This window comes from Sulfitobacter delicatus, assembly GCF_900102535.1.
Lineage (GTDB): Bacteria > Pseudomonadota > Alphaproteobacteria > Rhodobacterales > Rhodobacteraceae > Sulfitobacter > Sulfitobacter delicatus.
Window position 1 is genome coordinate 292,184 of record NZ_FNBP01000002.1, and the last position, 16,062, is coordinate 308,245.

12 protein-coding genes are annotated in these 16,062 nt (G+C 57.2%); 4 read left to right on the forward strand and 8 right to left on the reverse strand.

Annotation, left to right across the window (positions count from 1 at the left end):
- Positions 1-617: 617 nt before the first annotated feature.
- The 4 genes from BLS57_RS04675 to BLS57_RS04690 form a co-directional block, all read right to left on the reverse strand.
- Positions 618-1,187, reverse strand: a complete 570-nt coding sequence (locus tag BLS57_RS04675) for a recombinase family protein (protein WP_093739683.1) — start codon at positions 1,185-1,187, stop codon at positions 618-620.
- Between the two features lie 204 nt (positions 1,188-1,391).
- Complete coding sequence (locus BLS57_RS04680) at positions 1,392-1,766, reverse strand: hypothetical protein (protein WP_093739685.1); 375 nt, start codon at positions 1,764-1,766, stop codon at positions 1,392-1,394.
- A gap of 307 nt (positions 1,767-2,073) precedes the next feature.
- The gene (locus BLS57_RS04685) at positions 2,074-3,348 is read right to left on the reverse strand and encodes a hypothetical protein (protein WP_093739687.1); all 1,275 of its coding nucleotides are present in this window, start codon (positions 3,346-3,348) and stop codon (positions 2,074-2,076) included.
- A 166-nt stretch (positions 3,349-3,514) separates the two neighbouring features.
- Complete coding sequence (locus BLS57_RS04690) at positions 3,515-4,879, reverse strand: tyrosine-type recombinase/integrase (RefSeq protein WP_093739689.1); 1,365 nt, start codon at positions 4,877-4,879, stop codon at positions 3,515-3,517.
- Between the two features lie 874 nt (positions 4,880-5,753).
- Here BLS57_RS04690 and BLS57_RS04700 point away from each other — a divergent pair.
- The 3 genes from BLS57_RS04700 to BLS57_RS04710 all read left to right on the forward strand — a co-directional run bounded on the left by BLS57_RS04700 (position 5,754) and on the right by BLS57_RS04710 (position 8,937).
- Positions 5,754-6,524, forward strand: coding sequence for a sugar transferase (locus BLS57_RS04700; RefSeq protein ID WP_244153595.1), 771 nt, complete (start codon positions 5,754-5,756; stop codon positions 6,522-6,524).
- 69 nt (positions 6,525-6,593) lie between these two features.
- Positions 6,594-7,514 (forward strand): CpsD/CapB family tyrosine-protein kinase, encoded by a 921-nt coding sequence (locus tag BLS57_RS04705; RefSeq protein ID WP_093739693.1) that lies wholly within the window; start codon positions 6,594-6,596, stop codon positions 7,512-7,514.
- Between the two features lie 115 nt (positions 7,515-7,629).
- On the forward strand, positions 7,630-8,937 hold the full coding sequence (locus BLS57_RS04710; RefSeq protein WP_093739695.1) for a GumC family protein: 1,308 nt from the start codon (positions 7,630-7,632) through the stop codon (positions 8,935-8,937).
- Between the two features lie 2 nt (positions 8,938-8,939).
- On the opposite strand, the gene BLS57_RS04715 is transcribed toward BLS57_RS04710, so the two are convergent.
- The gene (locus BLS57_RS04715; RefSeq protein ID WP_093740316.1) at positions 8,940-10,250 is read right to left on the reverse strand and encodes an oligosaccharide flippase family protein; all 1,311 of its coding nucleotides are present in this window, start codon (positions 10,248-10,250) and stop codon (positions 8,940-8,942) included.
- A 155-nt stretch (positions 10,251-10,405) separates the two neighbouring features.
- Between BLS57_RS04715 and BLS57_RS04720 the strand changes: the two genes are divergently transcribed.
- Entirely contained in the window at positions 10,406-11,629 is a 1,224-nt protein-coding gene (locus BLS57_RS04720; protein ID WP_093739697.1) for a glycosyltransferase, read from the forward strand.
- Here the strand turns inward: BLS57_RS04720 and BLS57_RS04725 are convergent.
- Genes BLS57_RS04725 through BLS57_RS04735 form a run of 3 tightly spaced genes read right to left on the reverse strand, consistent with a single transcriptional unit; the run spans position 11,626 to position 16,060 of the window.
- A complete protein-coding gene (locus BLS57_RS04725; RefSeq protein ID WP_167356368.1) occupies positions 11,626-12,480 on the reverse strand; it encodes a glycosyltransferase family 2 protein in 855 nt (284 codons plus the stop codon). The genes BLS57_RS04720 and BLS57_RS04725 overlap by 4 nt on opposite strands.
- Positions 12,471-15,119: a hypothetical protein gene (locus BLS57_RS04730; protein ID WP_341868813.1), complete on the reverse strand. Its 2,649-nt coding sequence runs from the start codon at positions 15,117-15,119 to the stop codon at positions 12,471-12,473. Before BLS57_RS04730 ends, BLS57_RS04725 begins: the two co-directional genes overlap by 10 nt.
- Positions 15,116-16,060, reverse strand: a complete 945-nt coding sequence (locus BLS57_RS04735; protein WP_093739699.1) for a hypothetical protein — start codon at positions 16,058-16,060, stop codon at positions 15,116-15,118. The genes BLS57_RS04730 and BLS57_RS04735 overlap by 4 nt, the downstream gene beginning before the upstream one ends.
- Positions 16,061-16,062 lie beyond the last annotated feature (2 nt).

A 16,062-nucleotide genomic window follows, 5' to 3' on the forward strand; every position in this document is an offset into this window, starting at 1 on the left:
AAAAGCAAGAAATTGTATGTTATTGCCATTTATAAAAGGTGAAATGAAGTGAAACTAAGAGTTCAATATGCTGGTGGCCTATGCACCACTTACATCGAAGCAAGAATCCCGTTTGAAGGCGAAATCTATAAAGGGGAAATTGTGGAAAAAGTGACCCGTCACGACCCACCGAGCAATGGGTTTGACGCTTATGTGTACTTAAAGGTGGCAGAATGATCTCAAGAATTTTCGCCACAGTTATTTCCGTATTTGCTGCAACATCGCTTTCAGCTGAGCGCCTCGATATTCCAGAATCCAATAGCCAGAGAATTCTCACAATGGGCGACATTCTAGCGAGTTGGCCTATCCAGAGCGTTGGGGCAACCAATTTCGCTAGGCTCTTCTACGTACACGCTGGTGGCTTAATATACCTTTGTAGGGTTGAAGAGAGGAATAGAGACATAATAACCAATTGCTTTGCTAGAAGTACTCCTAGATCAAAATAGTCTTGCCTAAGCTTTCAAGATGGCAGCGCGACTCAAGCGAAGCCCTGAGATTTTTTCTTTTCGTAGGGAATAGGGCGGGTAGCGCGGCTAGCGAAAACCCCCTGTATGAGAATCCTGAAGGTTCCATCGTTTTTAGGTGGGGTCTTTAGCTGCACTAAGGATACGGTACAGAGAAGCCCTGCTGATACCTAGCTGCTCACAGACCGTAGCCTTGGACATACCAGACTTGAGCAGAGACAGGGCGGCATCGGTCTTTGCCATAGCAGTAGGTTTACGCCCTGTGTACTTTCCCTCAGCCTTGGCCTTCTGGATTCCTTCCCTTTGGCGCTCTAGCATCATCTCACGTTCAAACTGTGCAACTGAGGCCATCACATTCAGCATCATGCGACCTGTTGCAGTGGTAGTGTCGACCTGCTGCCCCCCCATAGACAGGATAACTACCCCAGCGCCTTTGACCTCAAGTTCCTCGAGCAGATCGCCAAGATGGCGGACTGAACGGGCAAGACGGTCTAGCTTACAGACAACTAGCTTGTCACCTACCCTGAGCGAACTGATAGCAGCATCCAGCTGCTGACGCTCACCTACAGATGAAACCTTCTCTTGATATATCTGCTCACAGCCAACAGCTGTCAGGTCGCGCACCTGAGCTTCTAGCCCGGCATCCTGTTCAAGCGTCGACGTTCTCGCGTAACCTACCAGCATACCCAATCTTTCTCACATGATTCTTAGTATATTATGAGAATAGCTTCAATAGGGCCTCATGCCTAGGGTTTTGAGACACTTTATCCCTGTTTCTCTGAGGCAGGGTCTCGTGAGACATGAATCTAGCGCGCTAAAAAGCCTCAACGGTTAGCATTTATTTAGTTGGGCAGAAGACAGAACGTTCCCGATCTGTATTAACGCATCCTACCTTTGGGCTTTGTAGCATGACAGCATCCACTCGTTCGCGAAATCAGCTACAGCCCTTTCACGATGTTCCTTCGTGCTGAATCGGGGCCGTTCATATGCATCAATCACCATCTCTCGCATCGTTCCGCTTAAGCCAAAAGTCTTGTCAGCGTCTAACGCATCGGCCATCACTTCAGACATAGGCGATCCGTTCTGCCTCTTTAGCATCGTCAACTTTGCGAAAGCATCACCGATCACCAAGCCACAAAGCTCCTCAACCATTGGAAAACGGCCATCAGATGTAAGTTTCATCCCTTCGGAGTCCTGCGCTTGCAGACCTTGAGCAGATAAAGTCAGCACCATACAGAAAAGGCTCTTGTTAAATTTCATCATTGACGAAATCCTTCAGTTTCGATGTTTTCAATAGAGAGGCAAAGGGGCAGAACATAGTCAACTGTTACATGTAATCATATTAGGGGTTCGACATTCAAAAGACTGAACTGAATGCCAGTTAATTCTCTGACATCCTGCCATCTTAGGTCATACAATCTCTAAACAGCCTCTTCATTCCCAGTTACTTGTAACGAGTTACCATCTCCAGTTTACCCCCCTTCCTTACTACCCACTTTAAGTAAGTCCTATAGGTTATATATAGTTTGTTCTCTCGTATACTAATACCATTTAGGGGGCTTCCGAAGCCCTAGCTGGAAGACCATTCTACAGCCAGTTGGGGTGGCCTAAATCCCTTGTCACTATAGGCTTCCAAGAGGGCTTTTTTGGCATCTTCCACGCTGTCTGTAGGGGCGATGAGGCAGTCATGTATAGACAAACAGCCAATCCCCTTGTCTAGCAGGTAATTCATTGCCCGAATGATGATGTCGCTTTCTATCAGCATCAAGTCCATCCCGTGATCCTTACGAACCTTCGAGAGTGCGGGGTATGTCTCGCTGATAGCCTTTGCGTAGGTTTTCCAATCCCGGCCAGCGATCAGTTCAGAAGTTTTTTTGTCATCCCTGAAGCTCTTTGGCCAACTTTGCCGATCCAGTGAAACCCGATTTATAACAGCTTGGACAACCTTCTTGGTCAGCTTCCTATCTAAGCCCGATAGCTGTCCATAAGTGTAAAGGTCTTCTGTGTCAGGCAAGTCAAAGCCTATTTGTTCATCTTCTGCCAAGAGGCGCAAACCAGACGCATGAACATCAATCTCAGAGGTTGGATTGCCATCAATCAAGGTCTTCTGACGCCAACCATTAGTCTTGCTGGGTATATTGAAGGTTGAAGGGTAAATCCGCCCATGCGTTAACCGAGGCTGACCATCAGCTTGGGGTAGGTTTGTAAAGATGCGCCGATATTGAACCTGAACATCATCAGATTTGCCGTATGGAAACAAAACAAACTCATGACCGAGCAGCTTGTCGTTCAGTTCTTCCATGGGTGGTAAAAGGTCTTCCTTGATCCAACCCTTCCACTTGGGGTTTGCCATAAGCTCAATATCCCAAGGTGCTTGCAATAAATCTGTTCGGCCAAGCCGTATTTGTACGACAGGTGGATTCCAGGGTAGTTCATACACCTTAAAGGAAGGCATCTTACGCATTGGTGACTGTCCGGAAGCCCTATAGCGTATTTGTCGGTTCTTAGTCCTTACACCGTGGTGCTTTAGCCATCCCATGGCCTCCAAGGCTTTCACTGTCTCAGACATAGCACGGTAAGGAATTGGCCATTTTCTAATGTTATAGCTGGAGCTATTTAAATCAGTGTGAACAACGAAGTTTTTATCAGTTGTAACGGCCCAAAGTAGGCTTGTGAATGCATTGAACCTGTTCATCCTAGCGTCTGCTCTTGCGTGAGGACTGGCCCACTTGATCCGCTTGAATAGCTTTTGAGCTTCCTTGTAGACAGGGCTGGACTCATGTATGAAGTATCGAGGAACAGCAAAGGTGCCTTCGGTCTTTTCGTATACTGGCTTGGCAGTCACTTCAGCATCCTTGTCCTTGAATAGCTGCTTGGTGGCGTCAGGCGCTTAAATAGCGCCTTTTAAGGGTCATTCCTCTATTTTGGCAGGTACCCTAGCCTAAAGCGACTAACGGCCATTAAAACGCCCTTCTATATTATGCTATAGGCTTCTGAGACGCACACCAACCCTAGCTGTCCTCACGGGGGCTCTGTGATGCGCTGCCCACGTCATATGAAATGCTCTGAATTATTGCGTTTTTCTCGGCAAAAGAAATGCCTCCAGCATAGATACCATACGTCATAGTCCCGATTTCATGCCCGATGATGGCAGCCGCTTTGGGCTCTTCAACGCCGTTCTCTAGCATCATTGTGGCTAATGACCTTCTGAAACTGTGAGCACCAACGCCACTCTTATAACTGCCAACTTTCTTAATGAGCCTGACAAATCGTTTACCCATACGCGTCGTTCGCTTTTCGTACTTATTCGGGGTCTGCCCTGTGAACAAAAAACCGTCTGTGGAATTGGCAACGAGACGTTCAACAACTGGCTTGATCTCGCTGTGAATTGGGATTTCACGCCAACCAGATTCTGACTTAGCATCTTCTACATTAAATCTGTCGTGGGCAACATCTTGCAGCTTGAAGTGCATTATTTCACTTATGCGGCAACCTGTGTGTGCAGCGATCTTGATGAAGTCTTGCATCTCTTGATCTCGCGCAGCGTCTAGAAATTTTGTGTAGTCTTCGCGTGTAAATGCCGGACGTTTGCTTTGCGCTTTCTGAGACGAAGCCTGCTTGCTCTTTGTTGCTGGAGGCAAGGGGTCTTTCTCAAACGGGTTTTCTGGGGGGAAATATCCCCGCTTCCTGTGACTACACCAATTCCAATAACCACGAATGAAGCCAATCCGCTTCTTGATGGTCGGTCGCGAACGGGACTCTAGCATATCTTCAACCCAGTCCTCCACCGCATGGCGAGTGATTTCTTCCAAATTGGGAAACCGCTCAGAGAAGGTTTTCAAGGCACGCCTAGCTTCGTCCTTCGTCTTTGCTTCAGCTTCATAGTGCGTCAAAAATTCATCGACGTAGCTACCTGTCCAATCTTTAATCGCCATACTGTAGGCAAGGTATGTGTCTTCTTTTTCTTGCTCTGTGGTGTCGCCCCGATGGGTAGGATTGAAGAGATTATCCCTCTGTTCGTAGTCTCGCCAAACAGTCTCATCCAGCAAACCGAACAGTTCTGTTTTTGCTTCTTCCGGGCCATTGTGGTGACCCTGCAACCAAAGAGCATAACGGGCCGCCTGCTCTGCTACGTCTACAGGCACTTCCCCACTCCTTGTGCGCCGTGCGAGTTCAATGTTCGCCTTCCAGCCCTCAATGTACGGCCACTTAAGACGGTTTGCCTCACTTAGACTGCTCGTCTTTAGGGTGGCACTGAACCGTGTCTTTCCTTGAAAGTAGCGCTGAACATCTCCGGGAATCCTTAGCACCGCAAAATAGGTATTGTATTGCTTCTCCAGATAGGAGCTTTGCTTCGACATACGCTGATTTCCCATAGGTTTTTACCATAGGTAACGTATAATGATGCAGTCATACATATAAAAAAGAAACATTCGACTACCTGTCTTCTCGTCCCCTACGGGCTGCCACTTTATTCCTGAATTTCCGTAGATGAAGACTTGCGCCGATACGTTTTGCTGAACGCGAGGACCGCTATAACGCTGTCCTTAATCTAGTTCGATCATACTTAGGGTCAGGGCCTGTCCACGATTTCAGCGCGCTGGACACCGCACTTATCCGTCCGATTTCGCCCAGCATAATTTCTCTATGCGTCCTGCGGCAAAGACACAGTTTCTCTCCACTTAGCTAATCAAACAATTTCGCCCTGCCCGGCGGCGTTGCGTCGCTCCGACGTCTTGCATGCGCGCTTGGGGATGAGTCGTTCATCTCGCCTGCGCGCCCAATTCTTGCCCATTTCCCGCCGCCAAGAAGTCGACCAAAGCAGCCCGTGATAGCAGTCGTGGCTATGAGAGCCGAGATCCTCGGATGACCGCATCAGGCCAAACACAATACTGGCATCCCGCGTTAAAAGGCGCAGATTCATTCTATAGCCAGCCTTTAAAATCCCATTCTCCGCAATACCTTAAAGGTGTCGGTAGCTTTCGGTAGCCCGCGTCCCATAGCGCAATTTTGCTGAGCAAAAACCGGTCCGGGAAACGCTGCAAAGGCGCCTTGAAGACCCCGTTCCAAGCCATTGGGAAACAGTCTGTTTCTGAGAAAATGGATCGAATAAGGCGAAAAGATGGTAACAAATGTTAGTTGCCTTACCTGACCAAAGGAACCGTCGCGCTCTACTGTTTGCGCCGGATTGGAAAAACCAAGGCCTCTTGTGAGGCCTACATTGTCACGAATGAACCCTGGGGGGTTTGCATGAAGCATTTCAACGCGGACAGGCCGGGATACGGTTTGCACACCTACACAGCGCTCGCCCCAAGGCTTGAGCGTCCTGTGGCGCGTATGCAGCCCGCTGTTGCTGGCTATGCTGCCATCCCCCTCCCGAGCCGCTTGCCGAGTCTCAATCTTCGGCCCAAGGGGCTCTATGGCCGTTATGGCAAACCGGTGCTGGATCGCCTTTTGGTTATTGCAGCGTTGCCTATTGCGCTGCCGCTGATCGCGCTCTGCGCTTTCGCCCTGTGGATTGAAAGCGGCGTTCCCTTCTATACGCAGCCCCGTCTGGGGCGTGGTGGAAAGTGGTTTTCCATCCTTAAACTGCGCACGATGGTCCGTGATGCGGATGCGGTACTTGAAAGCTATCTCGCTGAAAACCCTGCCATGCGCCGGGAATGGGACGAGATGCAAAAGCTCAAGGATGATCCACGCATCACTCCCGTGGGCAGCTTCCTGCGCGCCACGTCACTCGATGAGCTGCCACAGCTCTGGAACGTGCTGACCGGGGACATGAGCCTGATCGGTCCGCGTCCGATGATGCCCGACCAGCTTGAGATGTATGGTGATCCGAAATCCTATTTCGCGCTGCGGCCCGGCATTACTGGGCTGTGGCAGGTCTCGGCGCGCAACAACAGTCGCTTTACCTACCGCAATGAGGTGGACGGCGCCTATCGTCGCAACATATCTCTGCCTATGGATCTGACGATCCTCATGAAAACCGTGGGCGTTGTGCTGCGCCGGACAGGATGCTGACCATGCGCCCGCCCACATCGACAACCGGAATGCAGCCACGTCATGTTCAGAAAATCGAAAGGGAAGAAGATGAAAGATAACTATGCATCCGACGCCCTTGGGGCGGACAACAGCGACGTTCTGGCCTCCTTTGGCGGCGCAGGTATGCGCCACAGCATTCGGCCGCGCCGAACGGTGATTGAGCAGCTGGAGGATGACGACGAGAACATCGACGTATTCCACCCCGCCCCGCTGCCCGCAACGGTTCGACCAGAACGTCAGAGCCATGCTGCGCCTGTCATCAGTGATGATCGTGCGCCCCGCTGGCAGGACCTGCGTGTCACCCGCCCCGGCCCCGGTGGAGATATGCCGCTGGTGGATGACAACCGCAACAGTGCCGCCGCGCGGGCCTTTGACCTGCTGCGCACGCGGCTGCGCCAGACCACGCTTGAGCATGGTTGGGTCAATATCGCAGTGGTCTCTCCAACGAGCGGTTGCGGCAATACTTTCACGGCGACCAATCTGGCGCTGAGCCTCTCGCGTGTGCCTGGGTCGCGGACCGTGTTGATGGATATGAATATGCGCAGCCCCGGCTTGGCCCGGGCATTCGATATGCCTGCACCGGGCGCGATGAGCGATCTGCTAGGCGGGCGTGCGCCGCTTGGCGGCCATCTGCAGCGGGTTAGCGACACATTGGCGCTTGGCCTAAACGACCAAGCCGAGGTTAACGCTGCCGAAATCCTGCAGGATGGCGCCACGGCTGAAACCCTGCTGCGCATGCGCGCCGCCCTGCGCCCGGAGATTGTGCTATACGACATGCCGCCGATGCTGAGCCATGATGACCTCTCGGCCTTCCTGCCACAGCTTGATGGTGTTCTGCTGGTCTCTGATGGCAGCCAGACGATGGCACGTCACCTGCGCGAATGTGAGCGTATGCTGGACGGTCAGGTGCCTCTGCTAGGCGTCGTGTTGAACCGCGCCCGCGCGTCCAGCCTACCAAAATACGCCTAACGGGACCGCTATCGTTGCGCCTGACGCCCTATTATCGCCCAATTGTTTTGGTCTAGGCTAAGAAAACCCGCCCGAGACAGGACGCGGGTGCTTGAGGCTGGCTGGAAAGAGACCGATGGGACCGATCTACACTCTCGATGACTTCATCGACATGCTGCGCCGCCGTGCGGGGGTGATCATTACGATCATCCTGCTGGGCTGTATTGCATCGGTCTTTTGGGCCCTATCTGTGCCCCATGTTTATCAGTCCTCGGAAGTGATCCAGATCGAACAGCCCAAGATCGCTAACGACCTTGCACCCTCGACCGTCGAAGGCTCTTCGGCGCGGCGATTGCAGCTGATCGAACAGCAATTGATGGCGCGGGGAAACCTTGTCGATATCATTGAGAAATACGGCCTATATGAAGATTTGACAGCCCTGCGCATGACCGAAAAAGTCGATCTCCTGCGCCGTTCAGTCACTATTACCGGAGTGGCCGCCCCGCGTGAGGGTTATGGCGACGACGGTCGTATTTCGGTCGTCACCTTCACCGCAGAGATGGACGACCCCGCCGACGCACAGGCCGTGGCCCGCGAATTTGCTGACCGGACCCGCGCCCTCTCTGCCGCGCAACGCCGCGAGCAAACCCGCGAGACTTTGGAGTTCTTTCAGCGTCAGGAAGAGAACCTCATTCGCGACATCGCACAGCTTGAAGCAGAACGCGCTGATTTCCGCTCTGAGAATGACCTCTCGCTCGACGGTGGTTTGGAATTCCGCCGGGGCGAGATTGGCAGTCTCAACGAAGCAATTCTCGAACTGGACCGCGAGATCATCGCGACGCGTCTGGCCCGCGAGCGGGTTAACCCCGACGCGCGCGCTGCGACCATCGCCCGCGAACAGGCCGATCTGGAAGCCACGCTCGAAAGCCTCACCACACAGCGCAACTTGCTCGAAGAGCAACGTGATGCCCTGAGTGCCAGTCTGCAAACCTCGCCGGAAGTCGATCGTGAGTTAGCCCGGTTCGAGCGCCGCTTGGAACAGTTGCAGGATCAGTTGGAAGTTATCACCGCCCGACGCAATGAGGCGGAGGTCGGCTTCTCGCTTGAAGCAGATGAGCGCGGCGAGAAACTGACCACATTGGAAGCGGCCGAACTGCCGGAATATCCGATCTCGCTCAGCCGGAAGAAACGCGCGGCCATTGGCGGCATGGCCAGCATCGCGCTGGCGCTGATTGTGGCTTTCCTGCTGGAGCTGCGCCGCCCGGTTATTCGCTCCGCGCGGCAAATGACCCGCGAAACGGGGTTGATCCCCGTGGTTTCGATCCCCGATCTCAGCCCGCGCGAAAAGCGCCGCACCTTAGGCAAAGTATGGCAGGAACGCTTGAAAGCGGGACAAAAGGGGCGCGCGGCTCGACAGGCGCGTAAGAACGCACGGCAGGGCTGACCTCAGCCAAGCGTACTCAGGTCCAGCAGCCGGTCCCAATGCAGCCAGAGCGCGAGCCCACCAAGCCCGACAGCCACTGTGGCGAAGGTCAAGTCGTGCATACCGTCCCAGACATCATGCGCTTTGGCCAACCAGATCAGCACCAGATGTGACAGCACCATCGCAACCCCCATGCCAATAAGCGCGCCCGGCAGTCCCGCGTAGATCACGCCCACGAGCAGCAACCCGACCTGAAAGCTCGCCCGCGTGGCCGATGAAATAAAGAACCGCCGCGAATCCCCCGCAGCCAGCGCGGCCTGATCATAGGTCAGCCCGATCACCTGTGGCATCAGTGCCAGTGCCAAAACCACCAGTATCGTCCCGCTCGCCAGATAACGCGGGTCATAGAGCACCGACACCAGCCATGGCCCGGCCAGCGCCATCACCGCCAGCATCATCAGCAGACCGGCACTCAGCGCATAGCGCATTTTTTGTAGCTTGGCGTGGTCGCGGCCTTCCGTCTCGCGGTAGATCGGGATCATCACACGTCCGGTGACATTCTGCCCCAGCAAAAGCGGAAAGCTGGCAAGAAAATAGCCGATATTGTAGATGCCCAAACCTTCCAGCGACAGGAATTTACCCAAGATCGCGCGGTCACCCTGACTGGCGAAGAACCAGAACATCGTCGACAGGAAAATCCATTTTCCGAAATGCACCAGCTCCTGTGCTGCACTTTTCTCCCAGCGGAAGTGATTGGCCGCGCCGGGGAGGAGGAAATGCGTCAACACCAGCTTTGCCAGCGCCCCCACCACGCCACCGACCACCAGCGCTGCGACGGACTGCCAGATCACCGCGCCCACCACCATGACCACGATACCGATGACCTGCGAAGACAGGTCTAGCAGCGTCAGCCGCCCCATTTGCAAATGTCGATGCGCGGTCTCGATCCGGGTGGGGTTGAAACCAGACACCACGAGTGTGAGCGCGGCGATAGGTAGATAAGTCAGCAACAGCGGCGCGTCATAGAATTGCGCCACCGGCCACGTTAGCGCACAGGCTGCGAGCCAGAGGCCGATGCCGCGCAGGACTTGGATGGTATAGGCCGTATTCAGGAAATCCGGATCATCGCCGCGTTTGCTTTGCGCGATGGAGGGGGCGATGCCAACGTCCGAGAAGAGCGTCAGCCCCACGATCACCACTTGGATTAGCGCCATAAGACCAAAGGCCTCGGGGAAGAGCAGCCGTGTCAGGATCAGGTTGGAGCCCAGACGGAACGCCTGCGACGCGCCATAGCCCAGCACAATCCATGACATCGACCGCAACGCGCGTGCCATCAGGCGATTGCCCGTCACCGCATGGGAAACCTTTGAAAACACCCGATCGCGCGCCTCTGTCAATTCTTGTCGCAAGACTAATGGCTTGCGCGCCCTTGTGCCAGTGGCAAGCGGGCGGGTAACAAGGTTTAACGCCCCCAGCCCGAGGCCCGCCTGTGCAGATCGCCTATATCCTTAACACCTACCCGCAGCCCTCGCATTCTTTCATCCGACGCGAGATTGCGGCGCTGGAAGCGGCGGGCCATGTGGTGACCCGTTTTGCCATGCGCGGTCCGGATGTGGCGCTGGTCGATCCGCAGGACAAAGCCGAGCAGGCGCAGACGCATTATGTGTTGCAGGCGGGCGCAGGGGCGCTTCTTGCCGCAGCAGCTAAGACTCTCAGACAGAACCCTTCGCGCTTTGGCACGGCGCTGCGTCAGGTCTGGCGCGCGGCACGGCGGGCAGAGAGCGGATTGACCCGGCATCTGATCTATCTGGCCGAAGCATGCTACTTGGCTGAGCAGTTCAAAGGCAGTGATGTCACACACCTGCACGCCCACTTTGGCACCAACGCGGCTATGGTCGCGATGCTCTGCCATTTGCTCGGCGGGCCGCGCTACAGTTTCACGGTGCACGGGCCCGAAGAGTTCGACAGCCCCCGCGCCTTGTCGCTTGGTGACAAAATCCATCACGCCGCCTTCACCGTGGCCATTAGCCAGTTCGGGCGCAGCCAGCTCTGCCGCTGGGCCGCGCCCGAAGACTGGCCGCGCATCAAGGTCGTGCACTGCGGCATTGAACCTGCGAAGTTCCCTGCGACAGCAGCGCTCCCGGAAGGCCCCCGGCGAGTGGTCTCCATCGGTCGATTTGTCGAACAGAAGGGGCAATTGGCGCTCGTGGCAGCAATGGCCCGGCTGGGCGACAGCCACCCGGATCTGCATCTCACCCTGATCGGCGATGGTGAAATGCGCGCCGAGATCGAGGCCGAGATCGCGCGCCATGGCCTGACCGAGTGCATTTCGCTGATCGGCTGGGTCGATGAAGCGCGGGTTACGGCAGAGCTTGCCGCTTCACATGGCCTCGTCATGCCCAGCTTTGCCGAAGGTCTACCAATGGTGGTGATGGAAGCCATGGCCGCCGCCCGCCCCGTCATCGCCACCTATATCGCCGGCACGCCTGAACTGGTGCAACCGGGGCAAACCGGCTGGCTGGTGCCCGCCGGGGATGTGACCGCGCTGGCCGAAGCTATGGCAGCATTACACGACGCACCTCTACTAACCTTGGACAAGATGGGTCAGACCGCCCGCACGCGCGTATTTGAGCGTCATGACGTGGCTCATGAGGCCGGAAAGTTGGCCCGGCACATGCAAACCGCGCAGGCGCCGCGCTCAAAGAACGTTTAACGCCCCCGCGCCCAACGGTTCGAACTGCGCAGGATCGGTGAGCGAATTGCCAGCCTTACTGAGATGAAGACAACAAAACCCAGCGGATCTGCCATGGCCCGGCGCCAGAGAGGCTGCGCTCGGTCTTGCGGATCATCGTTGCGCATGAGATCGGGATATAGCGTCTCAACCTCCTGCACCCCGATATCCTGCCTGCGCCGCACCCGGACCAGCGGGGCAAAACCTTCGATCATGGGCCAGTCGTAGGTGGCAGGCACGGCGATCCGTTCTTCGGGGCGAAAGTTCAGCCGCGCGAATGTGTCGTCAGAGATAATGTCGGGCCAGTCTTGCCAGCGCGCACGCCCTGCACGGTTCATCGCGAAGACGCCGAAGCCCGGCACCCCGAGGGTCATAAAAGGCGTCGTTTGCCAGAACCGCGTGTAATGTTTTGTCACCCAATTGCCCGCCGTCGTGACGCGTGGTGTTCCGCTGCCATAGCGCGGAGTGTCGCAGTCGAGCGCCTCGGCCAGCTGCCCGATCAGCGGGGATGAGACCAGTACGTCGGCGTCCAGATAGACCAGCACCGCCCCCGAAGCCGCCGCCTCCCCCGCGTTAAGAGCGCCGAGTTTGCTGCCCTCTCGCAGTTCGATCACCTGCAACCCCCAGCTTCGCGCCGCGAACTCCTCCGCAAAGCCGCGCGCCAGTTGCGCTGTCTCATCGCTGCACCCATTCGCGACGACGATCACTTCGACCGACCCGGCGACGGGCTCAGACCGCAGCAACGCGCGCAAACACTCCGGCAGCCACGCCGCTTCATTATGGGCCGGGAGGATGACGCTGACCCGAGGTTTCCCGCCCGGCGCTACTCCCATGTCTGCAAAGCCTGCCAGCGCGGGTTGTCGTCATCGAGATGGCGCAGCGCGCCCCAAGCCCCCCACTTCGTCGGGGTATAAACGTCAGAGTAATGGGTAAAGAGCTGCCCGCCTACAGCCTGCCAGCCCGCCAAAAGATCGGCGTAAAGTGCCCCCATTTCCGGCGCGTAGTTAAGATGATGGAAAAAAGCCGTAAGCGCATCGTCATCCACCTGCGCGCCGAGGCCAACCACATGGCTTCCGCCTTCGTACATTACCAGATCAAGGTCATGCGCGCGGGCTACCGCTGCGTGGTAGGGCCAGACGCGCCCAATCAGATCCGCCAGCGTATCGTTCGCATCACCGCTGACCGCGCCATTTCGCAATTCCTTCTCCGCAAGCGCTGCGGCAGCGTCAAAGCGGTGCGCGGCGATATGGGCTTCTAACCCTTCACCGCTCAGCCCGTCTGCCTCACCCTCTGCCCGCGCTTGGGCGGCGCTGTCATTCAGCCAGCCGTGCACCATCTCGCCACGATCCTCCAACCCCAGCACGCCCCCGAAATAGCCCGTGACCGCATAGGCATCGAAGGCTTCCACCGGGGGTTGGTTGCCCGCTGTCTCCGCGACGAAGAGCGGTGCTTCGAGCGCTTCGGTCTCCAGCCCCAACCACCCTGTCTGAGTGGAAATCACATTGCGCAACCGGGTCTCAGCCTCATTCCCAAACACCTCGGTCCAAAGTTTGGCTACCTCAGCGGCTCGAACACCGTAGAACTGCATCCCCTTTTCGGCCTCGTCCCACCGAGCCTGCGCCTGCTCGTCGGCCCAAGCAGTCTGGGTGAATTGCCAATTCCAAACCTCATTTGAATATTCCACATGCGCGGTGAGCCGCGGCGAAAGCGCGTCCTTCACGTGATCGGCAAAGCGGGTGACATAGTCGTCCTGTGCAAGATGCGGCAGGTTGAACCATGGGTCGATCCCCAGTTCATTGGCCAGCGAAACCATCACTTCGACCGGTACGCCGCGCAGCGCATAGGTAACGTCCTCAGGCCGCGGGCGATCCTTCCAGGCCGAGATCGGACTGTTGTTGGTCATCATCCAGTCCATGAAGCGCAGCACGTCCATGTTTTCCAGATGCCGGGTCCAATCCGGGTTGAACTGGGCGCCACTGTCATAGGCTGCGATACGGTCCTCACGCAGCACGGTGATATTGCGCGGCGGGTTTTTGCTGTTGATCCGCTGGATGCGAATGTCCACGCTGCCCGGCCCCGGCGTGTAGTCAAAACTTACCGTGTTCTTGCCGTAGCGGACGTTCTGCGCCCGGCCCGTGACCTCGATAATCCCGCTGCCCTCGAAACGCAGGACGTAGCGCCCTTTGAGGGAGGTCGCGGCTTCGGGCATGTCGGTCAAGATCAGTGTCCCGATACTGCCCAGCTTGCGCGGCATTTTGACCGGCCAGCCTTCGGCGTCGAGATATCCACCGGCCAGCAGTTCTTCGTATTCCATACCGCCAAAGCGTCCTGCGAGGTGGCCAAGCCACGGACGCGCGGTCTTCATCAGGTCGAGAAACGGCTGCTGCGTGCTCCAGTCGGCGATGGCGGCAAGACCAATGCCGAGGTCCGTTGTGCCCGGCACGGCGTCCGGAGGTGCTGTAATCGCAAACGGTCGGGCCGGTTTGTCCGCCTGAGCGGGCGCCGCATCATTCTCTGCGCTTTTCGGAGCCGCGGGCACAGTCGGAAGGCTGTCCGCCGCTATCGGGTCCGGCAAAGCTGGCGCTGGCGGGGGAGCGTTGGGAGCAACAGGCGCGCTTTGCTCCGAGGCACTCAGCCGCACTGGCGCCGGCGGTGGCACGGGAACCACGGCCCCGCCCTGATAATCGCGCACAGCGGCCCAAGCGACCCGCTGCAAATGTCGGGCGAGTTCCGGGCTTGGCGTGTCGAAGGCTTTGCCCCAGCCGTCGCTGAAGTCTGTCGGCAATCCCAGCGGATCGCTCTTCGTAAGGGTGGCATATTGCACCATCGCAACGAAGTAATGGCCCAGGTCATTGAGGTGAATGTCATCGGCAAAGAGCGCATCTATGCCCCGTAGCTCCGGTATCCGATCCGCTGCGATTTCATCATAAAGCCGCGCCATCGCCTGACCGGCAGGGATCAATGAGACGCTCGCACTGTCAGACGTCCGCCCGCGCGCGACCGCATCTACAATGCTCTCCCATGCAGGCAGGTCTTCGTCGAGACGTTGGCGCCAAGGGATATCCGCCTGCGCGTCATGTTCTACCGCCTCACCGCTACCGCTCTTCAGCGAATGCCATGTCTCTTGCAGATAGACTTTGACCGTGGGGTTGGCGGCGGCCGCGAGGCCAAAGAACGCCTGCGCATAGACTTCGGTATCCGACCAGCGGGTGTGGTTTGCGAGCGGAATGGCTTCGGTCAGGATCAAATGTGTGGTCCCGCCCTCTGGCAGTACCGAGCGGGCATCGACGCCTTCTGCCTTGTCCGATTCCTCCCAATTATAACGCAAGGGTGCGCCGTTGATGATCTGCGCGCGCACCTCGCCTTTGCCACGACCGGCGCGCAGCGCTTCTTGCAACATGTCAGGGCCGGTTTGGCCGAACAGGCTGTGGCCCACCATCAGGACCGAAAGCAGCCCGCCGAGGCCGCTCACGCCGCGACCCCGGTGTCGGGATGGGCGCGCACCACGTCCCAGACCACCTCTTGCATCAACCGCGCTGCCTCGGCGCTCGGCGTTTTGGCGGGGGTGCCGTCTGCTTTGTTCAACTGATGCGGCAGGCCGCGCGGGTCGCGATGATAGAGCGTGGCATAATGGGTCAGCGCCACCAGATAGGCGCCCTGATCGTTAAAGTGGATCGTGTCCGGGCGGCCCTTGTCATTGCGGGTGAAAAGGTCATGCAGGCTGATAATTCCGCCAACGCCCCCCGCGGCATCCACTGCGCGCACAAAGGCCGCCATGACCTGCCCGGCCGGGATCAAATGAATCGGTACATCGCCCTTATGCAGCGCCGGGTAAAGGACCTGCCCGCGCCAGTATTTATCGAGATCGCGGTCGATCCGATTGAGCCAGCCATTACCGTCGTCGGTATGGTGCCATGTCTCGTAGAGATAGACGCGTGTATCCGGATTGGCATCGCGCGCCAAATTGGCCCAACGGGCAAGGTAGTCGGCGCTGTCGTGATAGCGGATGGCGTCCGCAATCTCGACCATCTCGGTCAACACCACCGCATCATAACGCCCCGACCCGATGGCGGCACGCGCCGGGCGGTGCTGCGGGTGGCCGTTCTCGCGCTCAAACCCCTTGATCGGCACCTCGGGCTCCCAATGGTCGCGCAAGGACGTGCCCCAGCCGATCTGGCTGTGATAATCATGCCCCTCCCCGACCATCTGCGCGAGCATCGCAGGCATGTCGCGCCCCACCAGTGAATGGCCCAGATGATACACCTCCATCGGCGCTGAGGGCGCAGCCAAGGGGGTCGCATAGACGGCATCCGCCCGTTCGCGCAGCCGCGCCCCGCGAAATAGCCAAGTGCCTCCGCCGAGGCTGGCCAATGCGGCTCCGCCGAGAAACAGGCGGCGTGTTAATGCGACCATGA

What these genes read in the sequence shown, in the direction of transcription:
- BLS57_RS04690 (WP_093739689.1), bottom strand. Translation starts at nt 4,879, where the DNA reads ATGGGAAATCAGCGTATGTCGAAGCAAAGCTCCTATCTGGAGAAGCAA.
- BLS57_RS04715 (WP_093740316.1), bottom strand. Translation starts at nt 10,250, where the DNA reads ATGGCACGCGCGTTGCGGTCGATGTCATGGATTGTGCTGGGCTATGGC.
- BLS57_RS04700 (WP_244153595.1), top strand. Translation starts at nt 5,754, where the DNA reads ATGAAGCATTTCAACGCGGACAGGCCGGGATACGGTTTGCACACCTAC.
- BLS57_RS04710 (WP_093739695.1), top strand. Translation starts at nt 7,630, where the DNA reads ATGGGACCGATCTACACTCTCGATGACTTCATCGACATGCTGCGCCGC.
- BLS57_RS04680 (WP_093739685.1), bottom strand. Translation starts at nt 1,766, where the DNA reads ATGATGAAATTTAACAAGAGCCTTTTCTGTATGGTGCTGACTTTATCT.
- BLS57_RS04675 (WP_093739683.1), bottom strand. Translation starts at nt 1,187, where the DNA reads ATGCTGGTAGGTTACGCGAGAACGTCGACGCTTGAACAGGATGCCGGG.
- BLS57_RS04735 (WP_093739699.1), bottom strand. Translation starts at nt 16,060, where the DNA reads ATGGTCGCATTAACACGCCGCCTGTTTCTCGGCGGAGCCGCATTGGCC.
- BLS57_RS04725 (WP_167356368.1), bottom strand. Translation starts at nt 12,480, where the DNA reads ATGGGAGTAGCGCCGGGCGGGAAACCTCGGGTCAGCGTCATCCTCCCG.
- BLS57_RS04705 (WP_093739693.1), top strand. Translation starts at nt 6,594, where the DNA reads ATGAAAGATAACTATGCATCCGACGCCCTTGGGGCGGACAACAGCGAC.